Raw genomic sequence first — 15,558 nt, forward strand, 5'->3', positions numbered from 1 at the left:
GGGTGGCCGCGTGGCCCCGGGCCTCGCCGCGCGCCTTGCGCATCGTCGAGAGCACAGCGACGGCGCGCATCGCCCGCATCATCCTGGTCTCGACGGCGCTGTCGTTCCTGACGTTTTCGGCGGCCGTCAGCTGGCTGGCGTGACGTTGGCGGCGATCAGCGCACCCAGGGCCTGCGCCGCGCCGGGCTGGGGGCCGGCGGCCAGTTCGCGCGCCATGGTGGCCTGGTCCTGCATGCTGCGGTTCTGGCCCAGCTTCCATTTGCCCGTGATGCGCGTGAGGGGGATTTCGATGCCGACGATGGCTTTCAAGAGTTTCTCGATATAGCTGGCCGGCGCGTCGCTCACCCGCCATGGCGCGGCTTGATCTGTCTCATGGCGCGCCGTCAGCCGCTCCACCAATCCCAGCAGCCACGCCGCGTCGTCGATGGCGCGCAGGGGGCCGTGGGCGTGCACGACCGCGTAATTAAAGGTCGGCACTTCCTTGCCGCTGCGCTGCTTTTCCGCGTACCAGGCGGGCGTGATGTAGGCGTGCGGTCCCTGGAAGATCACCAGTGCTTCGTCGTTCCCGCCGGCAGCGCGCCATAGCGGATTGGCGCGCGCCACGTGGGCGCGCAGGGTGCCGAATGGGGCGTCGGGCGTGGGCGCGGTGATCTCGAACGGCAGGTGGTCGGCGCACAAGCCATCGGCATCGTGGCGCACCAGCGCGCCCAGCGGATGCGCGTCGATCAAGCCATGCAGCACGTCGAGGCGTTCTTCGCGAAAGCTGGCGGGCGAGTACATTTAATCGGCTCCTTCCACGACCACGTCGGCCGTCAGCGAATTGGCGATGTAGCAGCGCTCGTGCGCGTCGTGGTGCAGGGCGGCCAGCGCTTCGGGCGAGGGCGGCGTTCCCGCAAACGCGATGCGCGGACGCAGCACGATGCGCGTCATGGCCAGGCGGCCTTGCGCATTCTTGCCCAGCTCGCCGGTGGCGTCGTCGCTGTAGTCGTCGATGACGTAGCCGCGCTGCGCCGCCAGCGACAGGAAGAACAGCATGTGGCAGCTCGACGTGGCCGCCACCAGCGCTTCTTCCGGATCGATATTTTCCGCCACCGACATGGGCAGCGGCACGGACAGGGGCGACGACGAGGCAGCTACCGTCAGGCCGCCGTCGAACTGCCATTCATGGCCACGGCTGTAGCGCTGGCCGACGAAATCCTGGCCGTCGCGCTGCCAGGCCACGGTGGCGAAAAACTGATGCATGGGTGCTCCGCAAAAATAGAGGGGATGCGCCATCTTAGCGCCAGTCTTGGCTATTTAAAACAGCCAATAAGTGCTATCTTTAAGCTACCAATTCAAGAGTGCCGCCATGCCAGCTTCCCATTTGCACCAGATCATCGCCACCTTGCCGCTGCAGCGCGGCGCCAGCGAGCCGCTGTTTCGCCAGCTGTATGCGGCCATCAAGGCCGCCATCCTCGATGGCCGCATGAATCCCGGCATGCAGCTGCCGCCCACGCGCGACTTTTGCCGCCTGCTGGCCGTGTCGCGCCAGACGGTGCTCAATGCGTATGCGCTTCTGACAGCCGAAGGCTATCTCGATGGCGCCGTGGGGCGCGGCACCTTCGTCAGCGTCGAGGTCCCCATGGCCGCGCCGGCCACCAAGATGGAAGCGCCTGGCCTGCTGCGGCCCCTGTCGGCGCGCGGTCAGGGCGTGGTGACGGCCATGCGCCAGGTGGCGTTCCACCGTGGTCCGCTGCGGGCTTTCCGCGTCGGCATGCCGCGCATCGACCATTTCCCGTTCGACGTGTGGAATCGCCTGGAAGCGCGGCGCTGGCGCCGGCCCGACCACCATTTCGGCTACAGCGACCCGGCCGGCTACCTGCCGCTGCGCGAACTGCTGTGCGTGTATCTGAAGGCGTCGCGCGGTGTCCAGTGCACGCCGCAGCAGATCGTCATTACGTCCGGTTCGCAGCAGGCGCTGTTCCTGCTGTCGACCATTTTGCTGGCGCCCGGCGACCCGGTCTGGATGGAGTCGCCCGGCTACCGGGGCGCCAGCGGCCCGCTGCGCGCGGCCGGTGCGCGCGTGTTTCCCGTCCCCGTCGATGCGCAGGGGCTGGACGTGGCGTATGGCGTGGCGCACTGTCCGCAGGCGAAGCTGGCGTACGTGACGCCGTCGCACCAGATGCCGCTGGGCGTGAGCATGAGCTTGCCCCGCCGCCTGGCCTTGCTGGCCTGGGCCGCACAGCACAAGGCGTGGCTGGTGGAAGACGATTACGACAGCGAATACCGCTACGCGGGCGCGCCATTGGCTTCGCTGCAAAGCCTGGACCGGGCCGGCTGCGTGGTGTATGTCGGCACCCTGTCGAAAGTGCTGTTCCCTGGCCTGCGCCTGGGTTACATGGTGGCGCCGCCCGCGCTGGCCGACGCGCTGGTGCAAGCCAAGGCCGTGATGGATCGGCACACGGCCATCGTGCCGCAGATGGCGCTGGCCGACTTCATCGCCGAGGGCCACTTTGGCCGGCATATCCGCCGCACGCGCGACAGCAATGCCGAACGGCGCGACCTGCTGGTGCGCGGCATCGCGCGCGAATTGTGCGACCAGCTCGCGTGCGGCCCGGCCGACAGCGGCCTGGAATTGTGCGCGTATTTTCGCGCCGGCCACGATGAAGAAACGGTCGCGCGCGCGGGCCTGGCACGCGGCATCGAATTGCGTCCGTTGAACCACTATGCCGATCCGGCGGCGGGGCCCGAGTGCGCCACGCCGCCCGGGCTGCTGCTGGGCTTTGCGGCCATTCCCCCGGCCGAGATGGAGCACGGCTTGCAGGAATTGGGCCGCATCCTGCGCGGCCGATAAACTATACTGGCACTTGCCTGCACATTAAGAACACGACCATGACCACCATCCGCTGCTCCTGGGCCAACCCGGCCAATCCCCGCTATCTCGACTACCACGATACGGAGTGGGGCGTGCCCTGCCACGACGAGCACCGGCTGTTCGAGATGCTGAACCTGGAAGGCGCACAGGCTGGCCTGAGCTGGGAAACCATCCTCAACAAGCGCGACACCTACCGCGCCGCGTTTGACGACTGGGACGCGGAAAAGATCGCCGCGTATGGCCCGGGCAAGGTGGCGCAGCTGCTGGCGGACCCCGGCATCGTGCGCAACCGCCTGAAGGTGGCGGCCGCCATCACGAATGCGCAAGCCTATTTGCGCCTGCGCGCGCAAGGCCAGACCCTGGACAGCTTCCTGTGGGCGTATGTCGATGGCCAGCCTATCGTCAACAGCTGGCAGCCGGGCGAATTTCCTGCCAAGACGGCATTGTCCGACCAACTGTCGAAAGACTTGCTCAAGCTGGGCTTCAAGTTCGTCGGCTCGACCATCATCTACGCCTACATGCAGGGCATCGGCATGGTCAATGACCATGCGCCCGCCTGCTTTTGCCGCGCGGGGCGCTGATGCACCGCGTGCTCGTCCTGCTCGACACGGATTTTGACGGCGCCCGCTTGCGTGCCGCCTGTGCGGCGCATGGGGAGCGCCGCCTGCATTACATCGCGCTGGCGCCGCGTCCCGTCGATGCGCGCCACTTGCCCGAAGAGTGGCGTGCGCAATGGCCGCCCTGCGTGCCGGGCCTGCATCGCATGGTCTCGCACGATGGCCTCGTCACGCTCGATGTGCTGATCGGCGAAGCCGATGCCTGCCTGGCGCAACTGTCGGCGCGCGTCGATGAAGTACACCTGGCCTGGGTGCCGCCAGCCACGCCGGTGCTGGCGCGCCTGATGGCCGATGGCGCACGTCTGCAAGCCGTGCATCTGGACGAGGCGCAGCGCGCGGCCCTGCAAAAGAATGGCTTTGTCTTCGACGAGAGCCGTTTGCGCGCCGTGTTTTATGCGCGGCGCGCAGAGTACGCGGCCGTCACCGCGCCCGAGCGGCGCGCCATCGTCATCGGCGCGGGCGTGGCCGGTGCGGCCGCCTGCGAACGGCTGGCCGCGCGCGGCTGGAAGGTGACCCTGGTCGAGCGCCACATGCAACCGGCCAGCGAGGCCTCGGGCAACCTGGCCGGCATCTTCATGCCGCTGATGTCGAAGGACGACAATATCGCCACGCGCCTGGTGCGCGCCGCCTACCTGTATTCGCTGAACCGCTGGAAAGACCTGGGCGGCATCGGCGCCGCCATCGAGGGTGCGCAAAGCGGCGTGCTGCACCTGGCGCGCGACGGCGCGCATGCGCAGGTGCAGCGGCAGATCGCCGCCAGTGGCCTGTATCCGCGTGAATTCGCCCGCTGGCTGGAAGCGCCCGAGGCGACCGCCATGCTGGGTGCACCGGCGCCCGATGGCGCCTGGTGGTTCGAGCAGGGCGGCTGGGCGCGCCCGTCTTCCGTCTGCGCGGCCATGCTGGACGCCTGCGGCGCCTCGCTCACGCGGCGCTTTTCCAGCAGCGCCTTGCGCCTGGAGCGCGGCGACCAGGAATGGCTGGTGCGCGATGCGGACGGCGCCCTGATCGCGGCTGCACCCAACGTCATCCTGGCGGCGGGCACGGGTGCCGTCGATTTCGAACAGGCGGCCGGCCTGCCGCTGGACGCCGTGCGCGGTCAGGTCACGCACCTGGCCGAAGGCAGCTTGCCATCGTTGCCGTTCGTCGTCTGTCGCGAAGCCTACATGACGCCGGCGCACCAGGGCATCGTGTGCGTGGGCGCCAGCTACGATGCGGACGCGGACACCAGCTTGCGCCCATCGAGCCAGGAAGACAATATCGCGAAGATCGCCGATATCCTTGGTGTGGCTCCGTTCGCCGCGCCGCTGGCCGGGCGCACGGGCTTTCGCTGCATGGCACCGGACCGCCTGCCGCTGGCGGGCGCCTTGCCCGACCCCGGCGTACCGGGCCGCTGCGAGCGCCTGCGCGACGTACCGCGCTGGCCCGGCCTGTTTGGCTTGCTCGGTTATGCCTCGCGTGGCCTGATCTGGGCACCGCTGGCGGCCGAGCTGCTGGCGTGCCAGCTGGAGGGGGAGCCGCTGCCGCTGGAACGTCAGTTGGCAGAGGCGCTTGACCCGGCGCGTTTTCTACTTCGCGAACGCCGCCGCGCTTCCTGAGGACACCCAAAGGCAAATTCCGGGGTCAGACCCGGCGGGTCTGACCCCGGCTTTACGCTGCAATATCTCCATATACGTTTTTCAGCTTTCTAAACTCTTTTTAATTTGTTTTCCGAACAACATAAGTTCGCTACAGTGGACTCGTGCTGGTTTTTGACGACGGAAGAAAGAGGTGGAAAGATGGCTGCTGCAGAACTGATTTTTGATCCCCGCGCCGCGCACGGCGAGGCGGCTTTTGACGAGGTGCTCAATCTCGCGCGTACCCAGGCGCAGGCGCAGGGCTTGCCGTATGCGGGCATCGTCAGCGCGCAGGATGCGTGGCAACTGGTGCAGGCTGGCAAAGCCGTGCTGGTCGACGTGCGCACGCATGAAGAACGCACGTTCGTCGGCTACGTGCCCGCCTCGCTGCACGTGGCGTGGGCCACCGGCACGGCCATGAACCGCAATCCCCGCTTTACGCGCGAACTGGAAGCGAAGGTGGGCGGCAAGGAGGCCGTCGTGGTGCTGCTGTGCCGCAGCGGCAAGCGCTCGGCCGCGGCCGCCGAAGCGGCTGCCAAGGCCGGTTTCACGCACGTCTTCAATATCGCGCAAGGCTTCGAGGGCGACCTCGACGAACAGCAGCAGCGCGGCCACAGCGGTGGCTGGCGCTGGCATGCGCTGCCCTGGCTGCAAGACTGAACCTCTTCCCGGGACCACCATGAACCAGCGAGCCATTCCCCCTGCCTCCCTTGCCGCGCAGCCGCAATGGGAACTGCGCCAGATCGTCGATGAATTGCGCGCCGTGCGCGAGCAGTGGCGCGAAGGCTTGGCCAGCAACCAGGAGTGCGGCGCGCGCGAATTCCCGTCGCGCCAGCATTTGCACGACATCATCAAAGCCCTGTGCGCGGCCCTGTTCCCCATGCGCCTCGGCCCCCTCGACCTGCAGCAGGAGAGCGAGGATTTCTTCGTCGGCCACACGCTCGACACGACCCTCACGGGCTTGCATGAACAGGTGCGGCGCGAACTCAGTTACCACGCGCGCCAGCATGGCTTGCAGCAGACGGTCTCCATCGAACAGCAGGCGCTGGCCATCGTGCAGCGCTTTGCCCGCGCTCTGCCGCGCATCCGCGCCCAGCTCGACACGGACGTGGCGGCCGCCTTCCATGGCGACCCGGCCGCGCACAGCGTCGATGAGGTGCTGCTGTGCTATCCGGGCATCCTGGCCATCATCCATTACCGCCTCGCGCACACCTTGTATGCACTGGGCGCGCCGCTGGTGGCGCGCATCATCGCCGAAGTGGCCCATTCGCAGACGGGCATCGACATCCACCCGGGCGCCATCATCGGCAGCAGTTTTTTCATCGACCATGGCACGGGCGTGGTGATCGGCGAGACGGCCATCATCGGCGAACGGGTGCGCATCTATCAAGCCGTCACCCTGGGCGCCAAGCGCTTTCCCGCCGGCGCCGACGGCGTGCTGAAAAAGGGACTGGCGCGCCACCCCATCGTGCAGGACGACGTGGTCATTTATGCGGGCGCGACGATCCTGGGACGGGTGACCATCGGCCAGGGTTCCGTCATCGGCGGCAATGTCTGGCTGACCCGCAGCGTGGCGCCCGGCAGCCATGTTACGCAAGCGCACAACCAGCAGGAGGCACCGGAATTGCCGGCGCCATCCCACCCCGCCTTTGCCCACCACCCATGAGGACAGCATGTTGATCAAACAGTTTGGACTGGCCGTGCGCCAGTTGCGTGAAGGGCATGGCTGGTCGCAGGAGCGGCTGGCCGAAGCGGCCGACTTGAACCGCTCGTTCATCGGCGAAATAGAACGGGGCGCCGCCACGCCGTCGCTGCTGACGGTGGAAAAGCTGGCCGTCGCGCTGGGCGTCGGCCTGGCCGGATTGATGGCGCGCTGCGAGCCGGAGTTGGTCGATTAAAAACGGGTAAAACGCTTAACAAAGCTGTGGCGAGCGGCAGTGAGTTGTGGCCGAGAAGCGCAGCTGTGCGAATGCACAGTGAGCATCGCAGGCTGCAAATCGCGACGCGCAGTAGGTTTGGTTAAGCGTTTTTTGGTGGCGATAGCATGTTGAGAGAAGAGGGGAGACACCCGATACTTTATTCGTTTTTCAGATAAGCATATTCACTTTTCTCATCAGGAGTAGTCATGGCAGAAGCAACAGAGAACCAGTTCGCGCTGGGCGATAACGCCGCGCGCCAGCTGGCCAATGCAAGCAAGAGCGTCCCCCAGTTATCCACGATCACGCCGCGCTGGCTCGTGCACCTGCTGCAATGGCTGCCCGTGGAAGCGGGTATCTACCGCCTGAACCGCGTGAAAAATCCGAAGGACGTGCGCGTGGCCTGCTCGCAGCGCGACGAGTCGGAACTGCCGCAAACCTTCGTCGACTATGACGACCAGCCGCGCGAATATTTTCTCAACGCCGTCAGCACGGTGCTCGACGTGCACACGCGCGTGTCGGACCTGTACAGCAGCCCGCACGACCAGATCAAGGAGCAGCTGCGCCTGACCATCGAGACGATCAAGGAGCGCCAGGAAAGCGAGTTGATCAACAATCCCGATTACGGCCTGCTGGCCAGCGTGCACGACGACCAGCGCATTTTTACCCTGACGGGCGCGCCCACGCCGGACGATCTCGACGAACTGCTGACGAAAGTGTGGAAAGAGCCGGGCTTTTTCCTCGCCCATCCGCTGGCCATTGCCGCCTTTGGCCGCGAATGCACGCGCCGCGGCGTGCCGCCGCCGACGGTCAGCCTGTTCGGTTCCCAGTTCCTCACGTGGCGCGGCGTGCCGCTGGTGCCATCGGACAAACTGCCGATCGAAGACGGCAAGACGAAGATCATTTTGCTGCGCGCGGGCGAACAGCGGCAGGGCGTGATCGGCCTGTTCCAGCCTGGTCTGGCGGGCGAGCAAAGCCCGGGCTTGTCCGTGCGCTTCATGGGCATCAACCGCCATGCGATTTCGTCCTACCTGATTTCGCTGTATTGCTCGCTGGCCGTGCTGACCGACGATGCGCTGGCCGTACTGGAAGACGTGGAGATCGGTAAATACCATGACTACCCAGACACCTACAAGTGATGGCGCGGCGGGCTTGCCTGCCGTCCCGTTCTTACCCGACGAAGCGACCTTGAACCGCCTGGCCGGTGAATTCTTTGCCCGCTTGCCGGGGTTGGCCCCCGCGTCGGACAAGTCACCCAGCCTCGGCGGTTCCGGCAGCGTGCTCGATGCGGCGCCCCGCTATGCGAACCGTCCGCCGCCGCAGCCCGGCCCTTCCTTCGCCGCCATCGCCCCCGGCGTGGCGACGGCGCAAGTGCCGCCCGTGACGGCGCCGCTGGAGGCACCGGTTGCGCCGGCGCCGGCTTCCGTGCCGACGCCGCGTGCATCAAGCCTCGGTGCGCCGTCGCCCTACTATTTTGTCGGCGGCGCGCATGGTTATCCCGCGTCGAACGGCAAGCTCGATGGCCTGGCGCAGCAGGGGCTGGGACAGGCGGCTCCCGATGCCACGCCGCAGCGCTCGCCCGCGCGCCAGCTGCCAGTCTCGCCGGCCAGTGGCCAGCCCATGTTCTATTTCCAGACCGAGCTGCCTGCGCGGCAGCAGGGACAAACGCCGGCGCCGTTCGACGTGCATGCTGTGCGGCGCGATTTTCCCGTGCTGGCCGAAAGGATCAACGGCAAGCCGCTGGCCTGGTTCGACAATGCGGCCACCACGCACAAGCCGCAGTCGGTGATCGACCGCGTGTCGTATTTCTATGCGCACGAGAACTCGAACATCCACCGCGCCGCGCACGCATTGGCGGCGCGTGCCAGCGACGCGTACGAGGCCGCGCGCGCCAAGGTGGCCAATTTCCTCGGTGCGGCTTCGCCCAATGAAATCATCTTCGTGCGGGGCGCCACCGAGGGCATCAACCTGGTCGCCAATACGTTCGGGCGCAAATACATCGGCAGCGGCGACGAGATCATCGTCTCGCAGCTCGAGCACCACGCCAACATCGTGCCGTGGCAGCAGCTGGCGGCGGAGAAGGGTGCAACCCTGCGCGTGATTCCCGTCGACGACAGCGGGCAGATCATCCTCGATGAATTCCGCAAGCTGCTCAACGGCCGCACCAAGCTCGTGTCCGTCACGCAGGTGTCGAATGCATTGGGCACCGTGACGCCCGTGGCGCAGATCATTGCGCTGGCGCATGCGGCCGGCGTGCGCGTGCTGGTCGACGGGGCGCAAGCCGTGTCGCATTTGCGCGTGGACGTGCAGGCGCTGGGCGCCGATTTCTATGTCTTCTCGGGCCACAAGGTATTTGGTCCGACGGGCATCGGCGCCGTGTATGGCAAGGCGGACTTACTCGAGCAATTGCCGCCATGGCAGGGCGGCGGCAACATGATCGCCGACGTCACGTTCGAGCGCACCGTCTACCAGGGCGTGCCGAACCGTTTCGAAGCGGGCACGGGCAATATCGCCGATGCCGTGGGCCTGGGCGCGGCCATCGATTACGTGCAGCGCATCGGCCTGGAAAACATCGCCGCCTACGAGCACGCGCTGCTGGAATACGCGACGCACCACTTGCAGGCGATTCCCGGCGTGCGCCTGATCGGCACGGCGATTGAAAAGGCGAGCGTGGCTTCGTTCGTGCTGGCCGGCTACGAGCCGGCGGAAGTGGGGCGCGCGCTGAACGACGAGGGCATCGCTGTGCGCTCGGGCCACCACTGCGCCCAGCCGATTCTGCGCCGCTTCGGCGTGGAAGCGACCGTGCGGCCATCGTTCGCCTTCTACAACACATATGAGGAAATCGACCGCATGATCGTCGTGGTCAAGCGCCTGGCGGGTGCGCGCCGCTGATCTTGCCTGTTTGTCAGCCTGATGCCGCCCTTGCGCAAGCGGGGGCGGCATTGTTGCGTCATGTCACGGACTTTGCGCGCGGCTGGCTGGCGCCCGCAGGCTGGCGGTATAATTTATCCTTGGCAATATTGAAGCTGCGGCCCAAGGAGATATCCGGTGGAAGATCAACACAGCTCGCCCGAGCTATTCCTGTTCCTGGCGTCGACCGTGCACGACATGAAAAACTCGATCAGCGTGGTCAGCGGCACGTTGGAGTCGCTGCTGGCGGCCGAGCAGGCGAAAACGGCCCCCCAGGCCGACCCCGCCTACCTGCAGATGGCGCAGATGCTGTACCAGACCAAGCGCCTCAACGATAACCTGATCCAGCTGCTGGCCCTGTACAAGGAAGTGGGCAAGCCCGGCTACCCGTTCGACGTGCAGCCGCAGCTGGTGAGCCAGGTGGTCGACCAGGTGGTGGACCAGGAAAAGATCCTGCTGGCGTCGAAAGGCATCGCCCTGGAGACGGCCTGCCCGCCAGAGCTGATCTGGACCCTCGATGAAGACCTGGTCATCGGCGTGCTCGCGCATGCCATCAACAACGCCATCCGCTACACGAAGGACACGATCCGCCTGTCCGTGCGGGAGCACGGCGGCATGCTCGAGCTGCGCGTGGAAGACAATGGCGACGGCTATACGCAGGCCTTGCTCGACGCGGGCAGCGCGGCCATGGATGGCATGGCCGCCGGCGTGAATTTTTCCACCAACAGCACGGGCCTGGGCCTGTATTTTTCCAGCGAAGTGGCAAAGATGCACAAGCACCGGGGCAGCAGCGGCAGCATCGCCCTGGAAAATGGCGGCGCCCTGGGCGGCGGCTGTTTCATCCTGCGCCTGCCCTGAACGAGGACTCCATGACGACAGACAGCCACGCCACCGCCGCCGAAGCGGGCAGCACCGACTGGGCCGATAAACATTATCTGCTGGTCGACGATTTCATCGGCATCCGCATCCTGCTGCGCGAATCGTTGCGCAACCTGGGCGCGCGCCATATCGACCAGGCGGCCAGCGGCGGCGAAGCCATGAAGCTGCTGGCCAAGACGCGCTACGACGTGGTGCTGTGCGATTACAACCTGGGCGAAGGCAAGAATGGCCAGCAAGTGCTGGAAGAGACGCGCGTGCGCAACCTGACGGCGCCGTCGAGCGTGTGGCTGATGGTGTCGGCCGAGAAAAGCGTGGAATCCGTGATGGGCGCGGCCGAGCACCAGCCCGACGCGTATCTGATCAAGCCGATCACGGAAGGCGTGCTGCTGACGCGCTTGAACCGCGTGTGGCACAAGAAGCAGGTGTTTCGCGAAATCGACCAGGCCTGCATGGAAAAGGATTATCTGCGCGCGGCCAAGCTGTGCGACGCGCAGATCGAAGTCAACAAGCTGCACGAGCTGGAATTGCTGCGCATGAAGGCGTCGTTGCTGCTGAAAAGCGGCGAGCCGGAAAAGGCCCGTGCCGTGTACGAAAAAGTCTTGGCCGAGCGCGATTACAGCTGGGCCAAGGCGGGCCTGGGCAAGATCCGCATGAACAACGGCGAGCACGAGGCGGCGCGGCAAATCTTCCAGGGCGTGATCGTGGAAAACAAGTACTACATCGATGCCTACGACCAGATGGCCGTCGCCTACCAGCTGATGGGCCAGCACGAAGAGGCCTGCGGCGTGCTGGAAAAGGCGGCGCGCCTGTCACCCAATTCCGTGCCGCGCCAGCGCAACCTGGGCCTCGCGGCCCTGAAGGTCGGCAATGTCAGCATGGCGGAAAAGGCCTTTCGCAAGTGTATTTCCATCGGCGAGTTTTCCGTCATGAAGACGCCGGACGCTTACCTGGGCCTGGCGCGCGTGTGCGGCCTCAAAAAGGATGCAAAGGAAGCGCTGCAATGGCTGCTGCTGGCGCAGCGCGAATTCTCGCCCGAGCAGATCGGGCTGCGCGCGAAGATCACGGAAGGCATGGTGCACCACGAAACGGGCGACTACCGGCGCGCGCGCAAGTGCGGCGACGAACTCGAAGCGATGCTGGCCGAAGACCCGGCGCGGCCCGAGAAAAGCATTTGCATGGAACTGGCGACCCTGCTGTTCGCCGTCGGCGTCAAGGATGCGCCGGCCGGTTTGTTGTGCTACGTGGTCAAGAACAACCACGATAACCAGGTGGTGCAGGACGAAGTGCAGAAAATTTTCGACAAGGCCAAGATGGGCGACGAGGGCACGAGCCTGATCATCGCCTCGCGCAAGGAAGCGTCGGACTTGATGAACAAGGGCGTGCTGCTGTGGAAGACGGACAAGCTCAACGAAGCCGTGGCCTGGATGCGCACGGCGCGCGACAAGCTGCCGAACAACTTGCGCATCCTGTTCAATTCCGCGCAAATCATCGTGTCGTTCTTGGAGCAGCGCGGCTACCAGGCGGAATTGGCGGCCGAAGCCATGGAAGTGTTGTTGTATGTGGACAAAATTGCACCAGGGCAGCAGCGCTTCGCGCAATTGATGGAGCAACTGGTGCAGTTGACGCCGCCGCCCGGGCCGGAAGAGGCCGTCGTGGTAGCGGAAAAAGCGCCGCCGGTGCCGGAAAAAGGGGGAAAAGTCGTGCGTGAGCGTGCCGGATGATAAACTAGGGGCCAGCGTGGGTTCGCCCGTGCTTGAGTTGCTCTACAACAATAAGGAAGAAACTATGCGTGATGTGGTCAATGAAGTATACAAAAAAATGAAAGTCGGCGCCGTTGCCTGGGTACGCCCGGTCGCCGCCAAGGGAGACACGCTGGAAACATTCCAGTCTTCGTACGAGCACGCCAAGGCGCTGGCCGACGAAGGCCTGATCACGATCGGTGACGTAAAACGCCAAGCCGACAATCAGATCGAGGCGATCCGCATTCATCGTATCGCCTGATCATATCGCCAGCTTGAAACATCAGGCCTTGCCTGGTGCTTTCGACTTGGGTGCCGCGCGCTTTGCCGGCGCCTTGCGCAGCGGGGCCTTGGCCTTGGCTGCCGTGCCTGCTTCAGCCGGTTTGGCGGATTTGCCGGCCGCTGGCTTGGCCGTCGCTCCAGCCGCTCCACCGCCAAAACTGGCAGCATCGGGCGACATGGCTGTCGACACGGCCTGCTTGAACTGATCTTGTAACAAATTCCACCAGGCACTTGGATTGGCCAGCTGGGCTGCCGCCTGGCTGCCGGCATCGCTGGGCACCGCCGCAGCCGGTTCCGGTGCGGGGGCAGGCGCCGGCTTTGGTTCAGGCGCTGTCGCCGCAGCTGCGGGTGCGGCTTGCTGGAAAAATGCGGAAGCGTAGGGTACCGATTCAAACACGGATTTCTCGCTGGCGCCGGGCTGGGTAATGGCTGCCGCCAGAGAAGCGCCCATTGATTTCAGGGTAGCGATGGTGCCGCGCTGCACTTCCAATGCCTGAATACTGCCGCGCAGCATGCTGGTATTGAGGTTCAGCCAGGCTTCGACGGCTTTCAAGTCATTGATTTTCTTGTCCAGCTCTTCCACCGACATGGTGGGCGCCGTGATGCCAGGCACGCCCATGCCGGGCACGCTCATGCTGCCCCACAGGTTCTTGACGAAGTCGAGGGTGTCGGTCACAACTGCTGCGCCCGGCATTTGGGGCATTTGCGGGTTTGCCATGCGAAATCTCCTGGTAGGTGGATGTGCCTAGCGTAGCAGATATCAGCTTGCAACTGACGCAAAGCCGCCAACATTTTCTTACATAAAACAGCAGGAGTTGAGTACGGGCAAGAAGCGGGAAGTAGGGGGAAGGCGTTACACTACGGCCTATGATGCCTGACTCCTTCTTTTCGCCACCGCGCCGCCGCACCGTCATTTTTGTCGCGGTCATCGGCGCACTGCATTACGTGGCGCTGGAATGGCTCACCTCGCGTGCCAGCATGGTGCCGCTGGGGCAGGATCATGCGCAGGTGGTCAGCATGGCCTTGATCGCCGAGCCGCCCGCACCCGTGCCGGTGCCGCCTCCGCCGCCCAAGCTGCGGCCCTTGCCCGAGCCCCGCTTGCCGCCACCGCCGCCGCCGACGGAGCTGCCGTCGAGCGACACGGCGCAGTTCACGGCGCCCGCCAGCGACGCGCCGCAAGGGCCGGTCACGCCAGCGGCACCGGCGGCCAGCGCGCCAGCCATCACGGCGCCGCCGCCCGCCGTGGCGGAAGCAGCGGCAGCGGCCAGTCCGCCGCCACCGCCCGTCGAGCAGGCGCGGCGCTACAAGACGAATGCGCCTGCATCGGCCCAGTTCGACCTGCACGTGGACCGGCGCGATGCGGACGGCACCAAGTGGCAGGGCGTGGCCGCCATGGCGTGGGACAACCGCGGTGACACGTACCAGCTGAAACTGGAAGTGGGCTTGAGCATGCTGATCACGCGCATCAACCTGCTGGTGCTGACCAGCGAAGGCGTGATCGATGGCAGCGGCATCGTGCCCGTCACGGCGACGGAAAAGCGCAAGGGCCGCGCGCAAACGGCCACGCATTTCAACCGCGACGCCAAGGCCATCACGTTTTCGGCCACGACGGCCACGGCGCCATGGCAGGAGGGGGCGCAGGACAAGGCCACCGTGCCATTCCAGCTGGCCGCCATCGGCCGCGCCGACGTCAATCAGCTGGCGGGCAATATCGACATCCTCGTCGGCGAGGAAAAGGAAGCGACCGTGTTCCGCTTCCAGCTGGTGGGCGAGGAAGAACTGGAGACCAAGATGGGCCGCCTGGTGACCTGGCATTTGCGCCGGCCGCCGAAGCCCGGCACGTATTCGTCGCAGCTCGATATCTGGCTGGCGCCATCGATGCAATGGTATCCGGTACAAATACGCAATACCGAAGCGAACGGGGCGCTGACCACGCAAACCGTGACCCAAATTCGCGTCAATGACGCTACAGGAAAATAAATGATGACTCTGAATTCTTTGAAACACTTGCTGGCCGCCGGCGTGCTGGCCGCCACCTTCGCTCCCGCCATGGCCGACGCGCCCGTGGACCATCCCGTCATCAAGCGCCCGTACAAGCTGGCGCCGTCGGCCGACCTCGTCTATTCGATCAAGGCGAAGCAGCGCGGCATCGCGCTGTCCGGCGAATCGGTCAGCAACTGGCGCGCCGGCGACGGCAAGTACTCGCTGCTGGCCGAAACCAAGGCTGCCCTGTTCGGCAAGATCCTCGAGCAGCGCAGCGAAGGCACAGTCGACGATTACGGCCTGGCGCCGGCCCAGTTCGTGGAAAAGCGTTTCCGCAAGGAAGCGGCCACGACCACCTTCAAGCGCGACAGCAAGACCATCGTCTTCAGCGAAGGCGACGACAGCTATCCGCTGAAAGGCGGCGAGCAGGACCGCAACAGCACCGTCTGGCAACTGGTCAGCATAGCGCGCGCCACGCCCGAGAAATTTACGCCCGGTTCGGAATGGAGCTTCTTCGTTGCCGGCCGCCGCGACGCCGAGCCGTGGACCTTCAAGGTCGTCAAGCAGGAGACCGTCGCCACCGGCCAGGGTCTGGTGGAGGCCGTGCACCTGATCAAGGCCCCGCCGCCGGACAAGAAGGGGCAGCAAGTGGACCTGTGGCTGGCGCCGTCGCTGGAATGGTATCCCGTGAAGGTGACGTTCGCCGATGAAGACGGTGATTACGTCGAGCAAACCTTGCAAAAGGTCGTGCAGAAGTAGGTTTCC

The 15,558-nt window shown here is 65.4% G+C and carries 17 protein-coding genes; 14 read left to right on the top strand and 3 right to left on the bottom strand.

The features are described from left to right. Nucleotides 1-2 precede the first annotated feature (2 nt). Nucleotides 3-143, top strand: a complete 141-nt coding sequence (locus JAB6_RS29475; protein WP_161784201.1) for a hypothetical protein — start codon at nucleotides 3-5, stop codon at nucleotides 141-143. Here JAB6_RS29475 and JAB6_RS25420 read toward each other — a convergent pair. Then, entirely contained in the window at nucleotides 127-780 is a 654-nt protein-coding gene (locus JAB6_RS25420) for an FMN-binding negative transcriptional regulator (RefSeq protein WP_070305401.1), read from the bottom strand. The genes JAB6_RS29475 and JAB6_RS25420 overlap by 17 nt on opposite strands. Further along, nucleotides 781-1,242, bottom strand: a complete 462-nt coding sequence (locus JAB6_RS25425; protein WP_070305403.1) for an OsmC family protein — start codon at nucleotides 1,240-1,242, stop codon at nucleotides 781-783. 106 nt (nucleotides 1,243-1,348) lie between these two features. Between JAB6_RS25425 and JAB6_RS25430 the strand changes: the two genes are divergently transcribed. From JAB6_RS25430 to JAB6_RS25480, 11 genes are all read left to right on the top strand, one after another. Continuing rightward, a complete protein-coding gene (locus JAB6_RS25430) occupies nucleotides 1,349-2,833 on the top strand; it encodes a PLP-dependent aminotransferase family protein (protein WP_083292996.1) in 1,485 nt (494 codons plus the stop codon). Between the two features lie 38 nt (nucleotides 2,834-2,871). Further along, nucleotides 2,872-3,435 carry a DNA-3-methyladenine glycosylase I gene (locus JAB6_RS25435; protein WP_070305405.1) on the top strand — a complete coding sequence of 188 codons (564 nt, stop codon included), beginning with the start codon at nucleotides 2,872-2,874 and terminating at the stop codon, nucleotides 3,433-3,435. Then, complete coding sequence (gene mnmC, locus JAB6_RS25440) at nucleotides 3,435-5,066, top strand: FAD-dependent 5-carboxymethylaminomethyl-2-thiouridine(34) oxidoreductase MnmC (RefSeq protein WP_070305564.1); 1,632 nt, start codon at nucleotides 3,435-3,437, stop codon at nucleotides 5,064-5,066. Before JAB6_RS25435 ends, mnmC begins: the two co-directional genes overlap by 1 nt. Before the next feature lie 180 nt (nucleotides 5,067-5,246). Then, on the top strand, nucleotides 5,247-5,744 hold the full coding sequence (locus JAB6_RS25445; protein ID WP_083292998.1) for a rhodanese-like domain-containing protein: 498 nt from the start codon (nucleotides 5,247-5,249) through the stop codon (nucleotides 5,742-5,744). A gap of 19 nt (nucleotides 5,745-5,763) precedes the next feature. Continuing rightward, the gene (gene epsC, locus JAB6_RS25450) at nucleotides 5,764-6,750 is read left to right on the top strand and encodes a serine O-acetyltransferase EpsC (protein WP_070305407.1); all 987 of its coding nucleotides are present in this window, start codon (nucleotides 5,764-5,766) and stop codon (nucleotides 6,748-6,750) included. 7 nt (nucleotides 6,751-6,757) lie between these two features. After that, nucleotides 6,758-6,982, top strand: a complete 225-nt coding sequence (locus JAB6_RS25455) for a helix-turn-helix domain-containing protein (protein ID WP_070305409.1) — start codon at nucleotides 6,758-6,760, stop codon at nucleotides 6,980-6,982. A gap of 227 nt (nucleotides 6,983-7,209) precedes the next feature. Continuing rightward, complete coding sequence (locus JAB6_RS25460; RefSeq protein ID WP_034784363.1) at nucleotides 7,210-8,139, top strand: family 2A encapsulin nanocompartment shell protein; 930 nt, start codon at nucleotides 7,210-7,212, stop codon at nucleotides 8,137-8,139. Continuing rightward, entirely contained in the window at nucleotides 8,114-9,892 is a 1,779-nt protein-coding gene (locus tag JAB6_RS25465; protein ID WP_070305411.1) for a family 2A encapsulin nanocompartment cargo protein cysteine desulfurase, read from the top strand. Before JAB6_RS25460 ends, JAB6_RS25465 begins: the two co-directional genes overlap by 26 nt. Nucleotides 9,893-10,048: 156 nt before the next feature. Then, the gene (locus tag JAB6_RS25470) at nucleotides 10,049-10,768 is read left to right on the top strand and encodes a sensor histidine kinase KdpD (RefSeq protein ID WP_070305412.1); all 720 of its coding nucleotides are present in this window, start codon (nucleotides 10,049-10,051) and stop codon (nucleotides 10,766-10,768) included. An 11-nt stretch (nucleotides 10,769-10,779) separates the two neighbouring features. Further along, nucleotides 10,780-12,510, top strand: a complete 1,731-nt coding sequence (locus JAB6_RS25475; protein ID WP_070305414.1) for a tetratricopeptide repeat-containing response regulator — start codon at nucleotides 10,780-10,782, stop codon at nucleotides 12,508-12,510. After that, a complete protein-coding gene (locus tag JAB6_RS25480) occupies nucleotides 12,494-12,790 on the top strand; it encodes a hypothetical protein (RefSeq protein ID WP_230516689.1) in 297 nt (98 codons plus the stop codon). Before JAB6_RS25475 ends, JAB6_RS25480 begins: the two co-directional genes overlap by 17 nt. 21 nt (nucleotides 12,791-12,811) lie before the next feature. Here the strand turns inward: JAB6_RS25480 and JAB6_RS25485 are convergent, their stop codons facing one another. Then, the gene (locus tag JAB6_RS25485; protein WP_070305416.1) at nucleotides 12,812-13,528 is read right to left on the bottom strand and encodes a PhaM family polyhydroxyalkanoate granule multifunctional regulatory protein; all 717 of its coding nucleotides are present in this window, start codon (nucleotides 13,526-13,528) and stop codon (nucleotides 12,812-12,814) included. Between the two features lie 149 nt (nucleotides 13,529-13,677). On the opposite strand from JAB6_RS25485, the gene JAB6_RS25490 reads away from it, so the two are divergent. Together JAB6_RS25490 and JAB6_RS25495 are read left to right on the top strand one after the other, a co-directional pair. Beyond that, nucleotides 13,678-14,790 (top strand): DUF3108 domain-containing protein, encoded by a 1,113-nt coding sequence (locus tag JAB6_RS25490; RefSeq protein WP_139143499.1) that lies wholly within the window; start codon nucleotides 13,678-13,680, stop codon nucleotides 14,788-14,790. Beyond that, the gene (locus JAB6_RS25495; protein WP_070305418.1) at nucleotides 14,791-15,552 is read left to right on the top strand and encodes a DUF3108 domain-containing protein; all 762 of its coding nucleotides are present in this window, start codon (nucleotides 14,791-14,793) and stop codon (nucleotides 15,550-15,552) included. The last annotated feature ends 6 nt before the right edge of the window (nucleotides 15,553-15,558 follow it).

Source organism: Janthinobacterium sp. HH104 (assembly GCF_001758715.1).
Taxonomy (GTDB): Bacteria; Pseudomonadota; Gammaproteobacteria; order Burkholderiales; family Burkholderiaceae_D; genus Janthinobacterium; species Janthinobacterium aestuarii.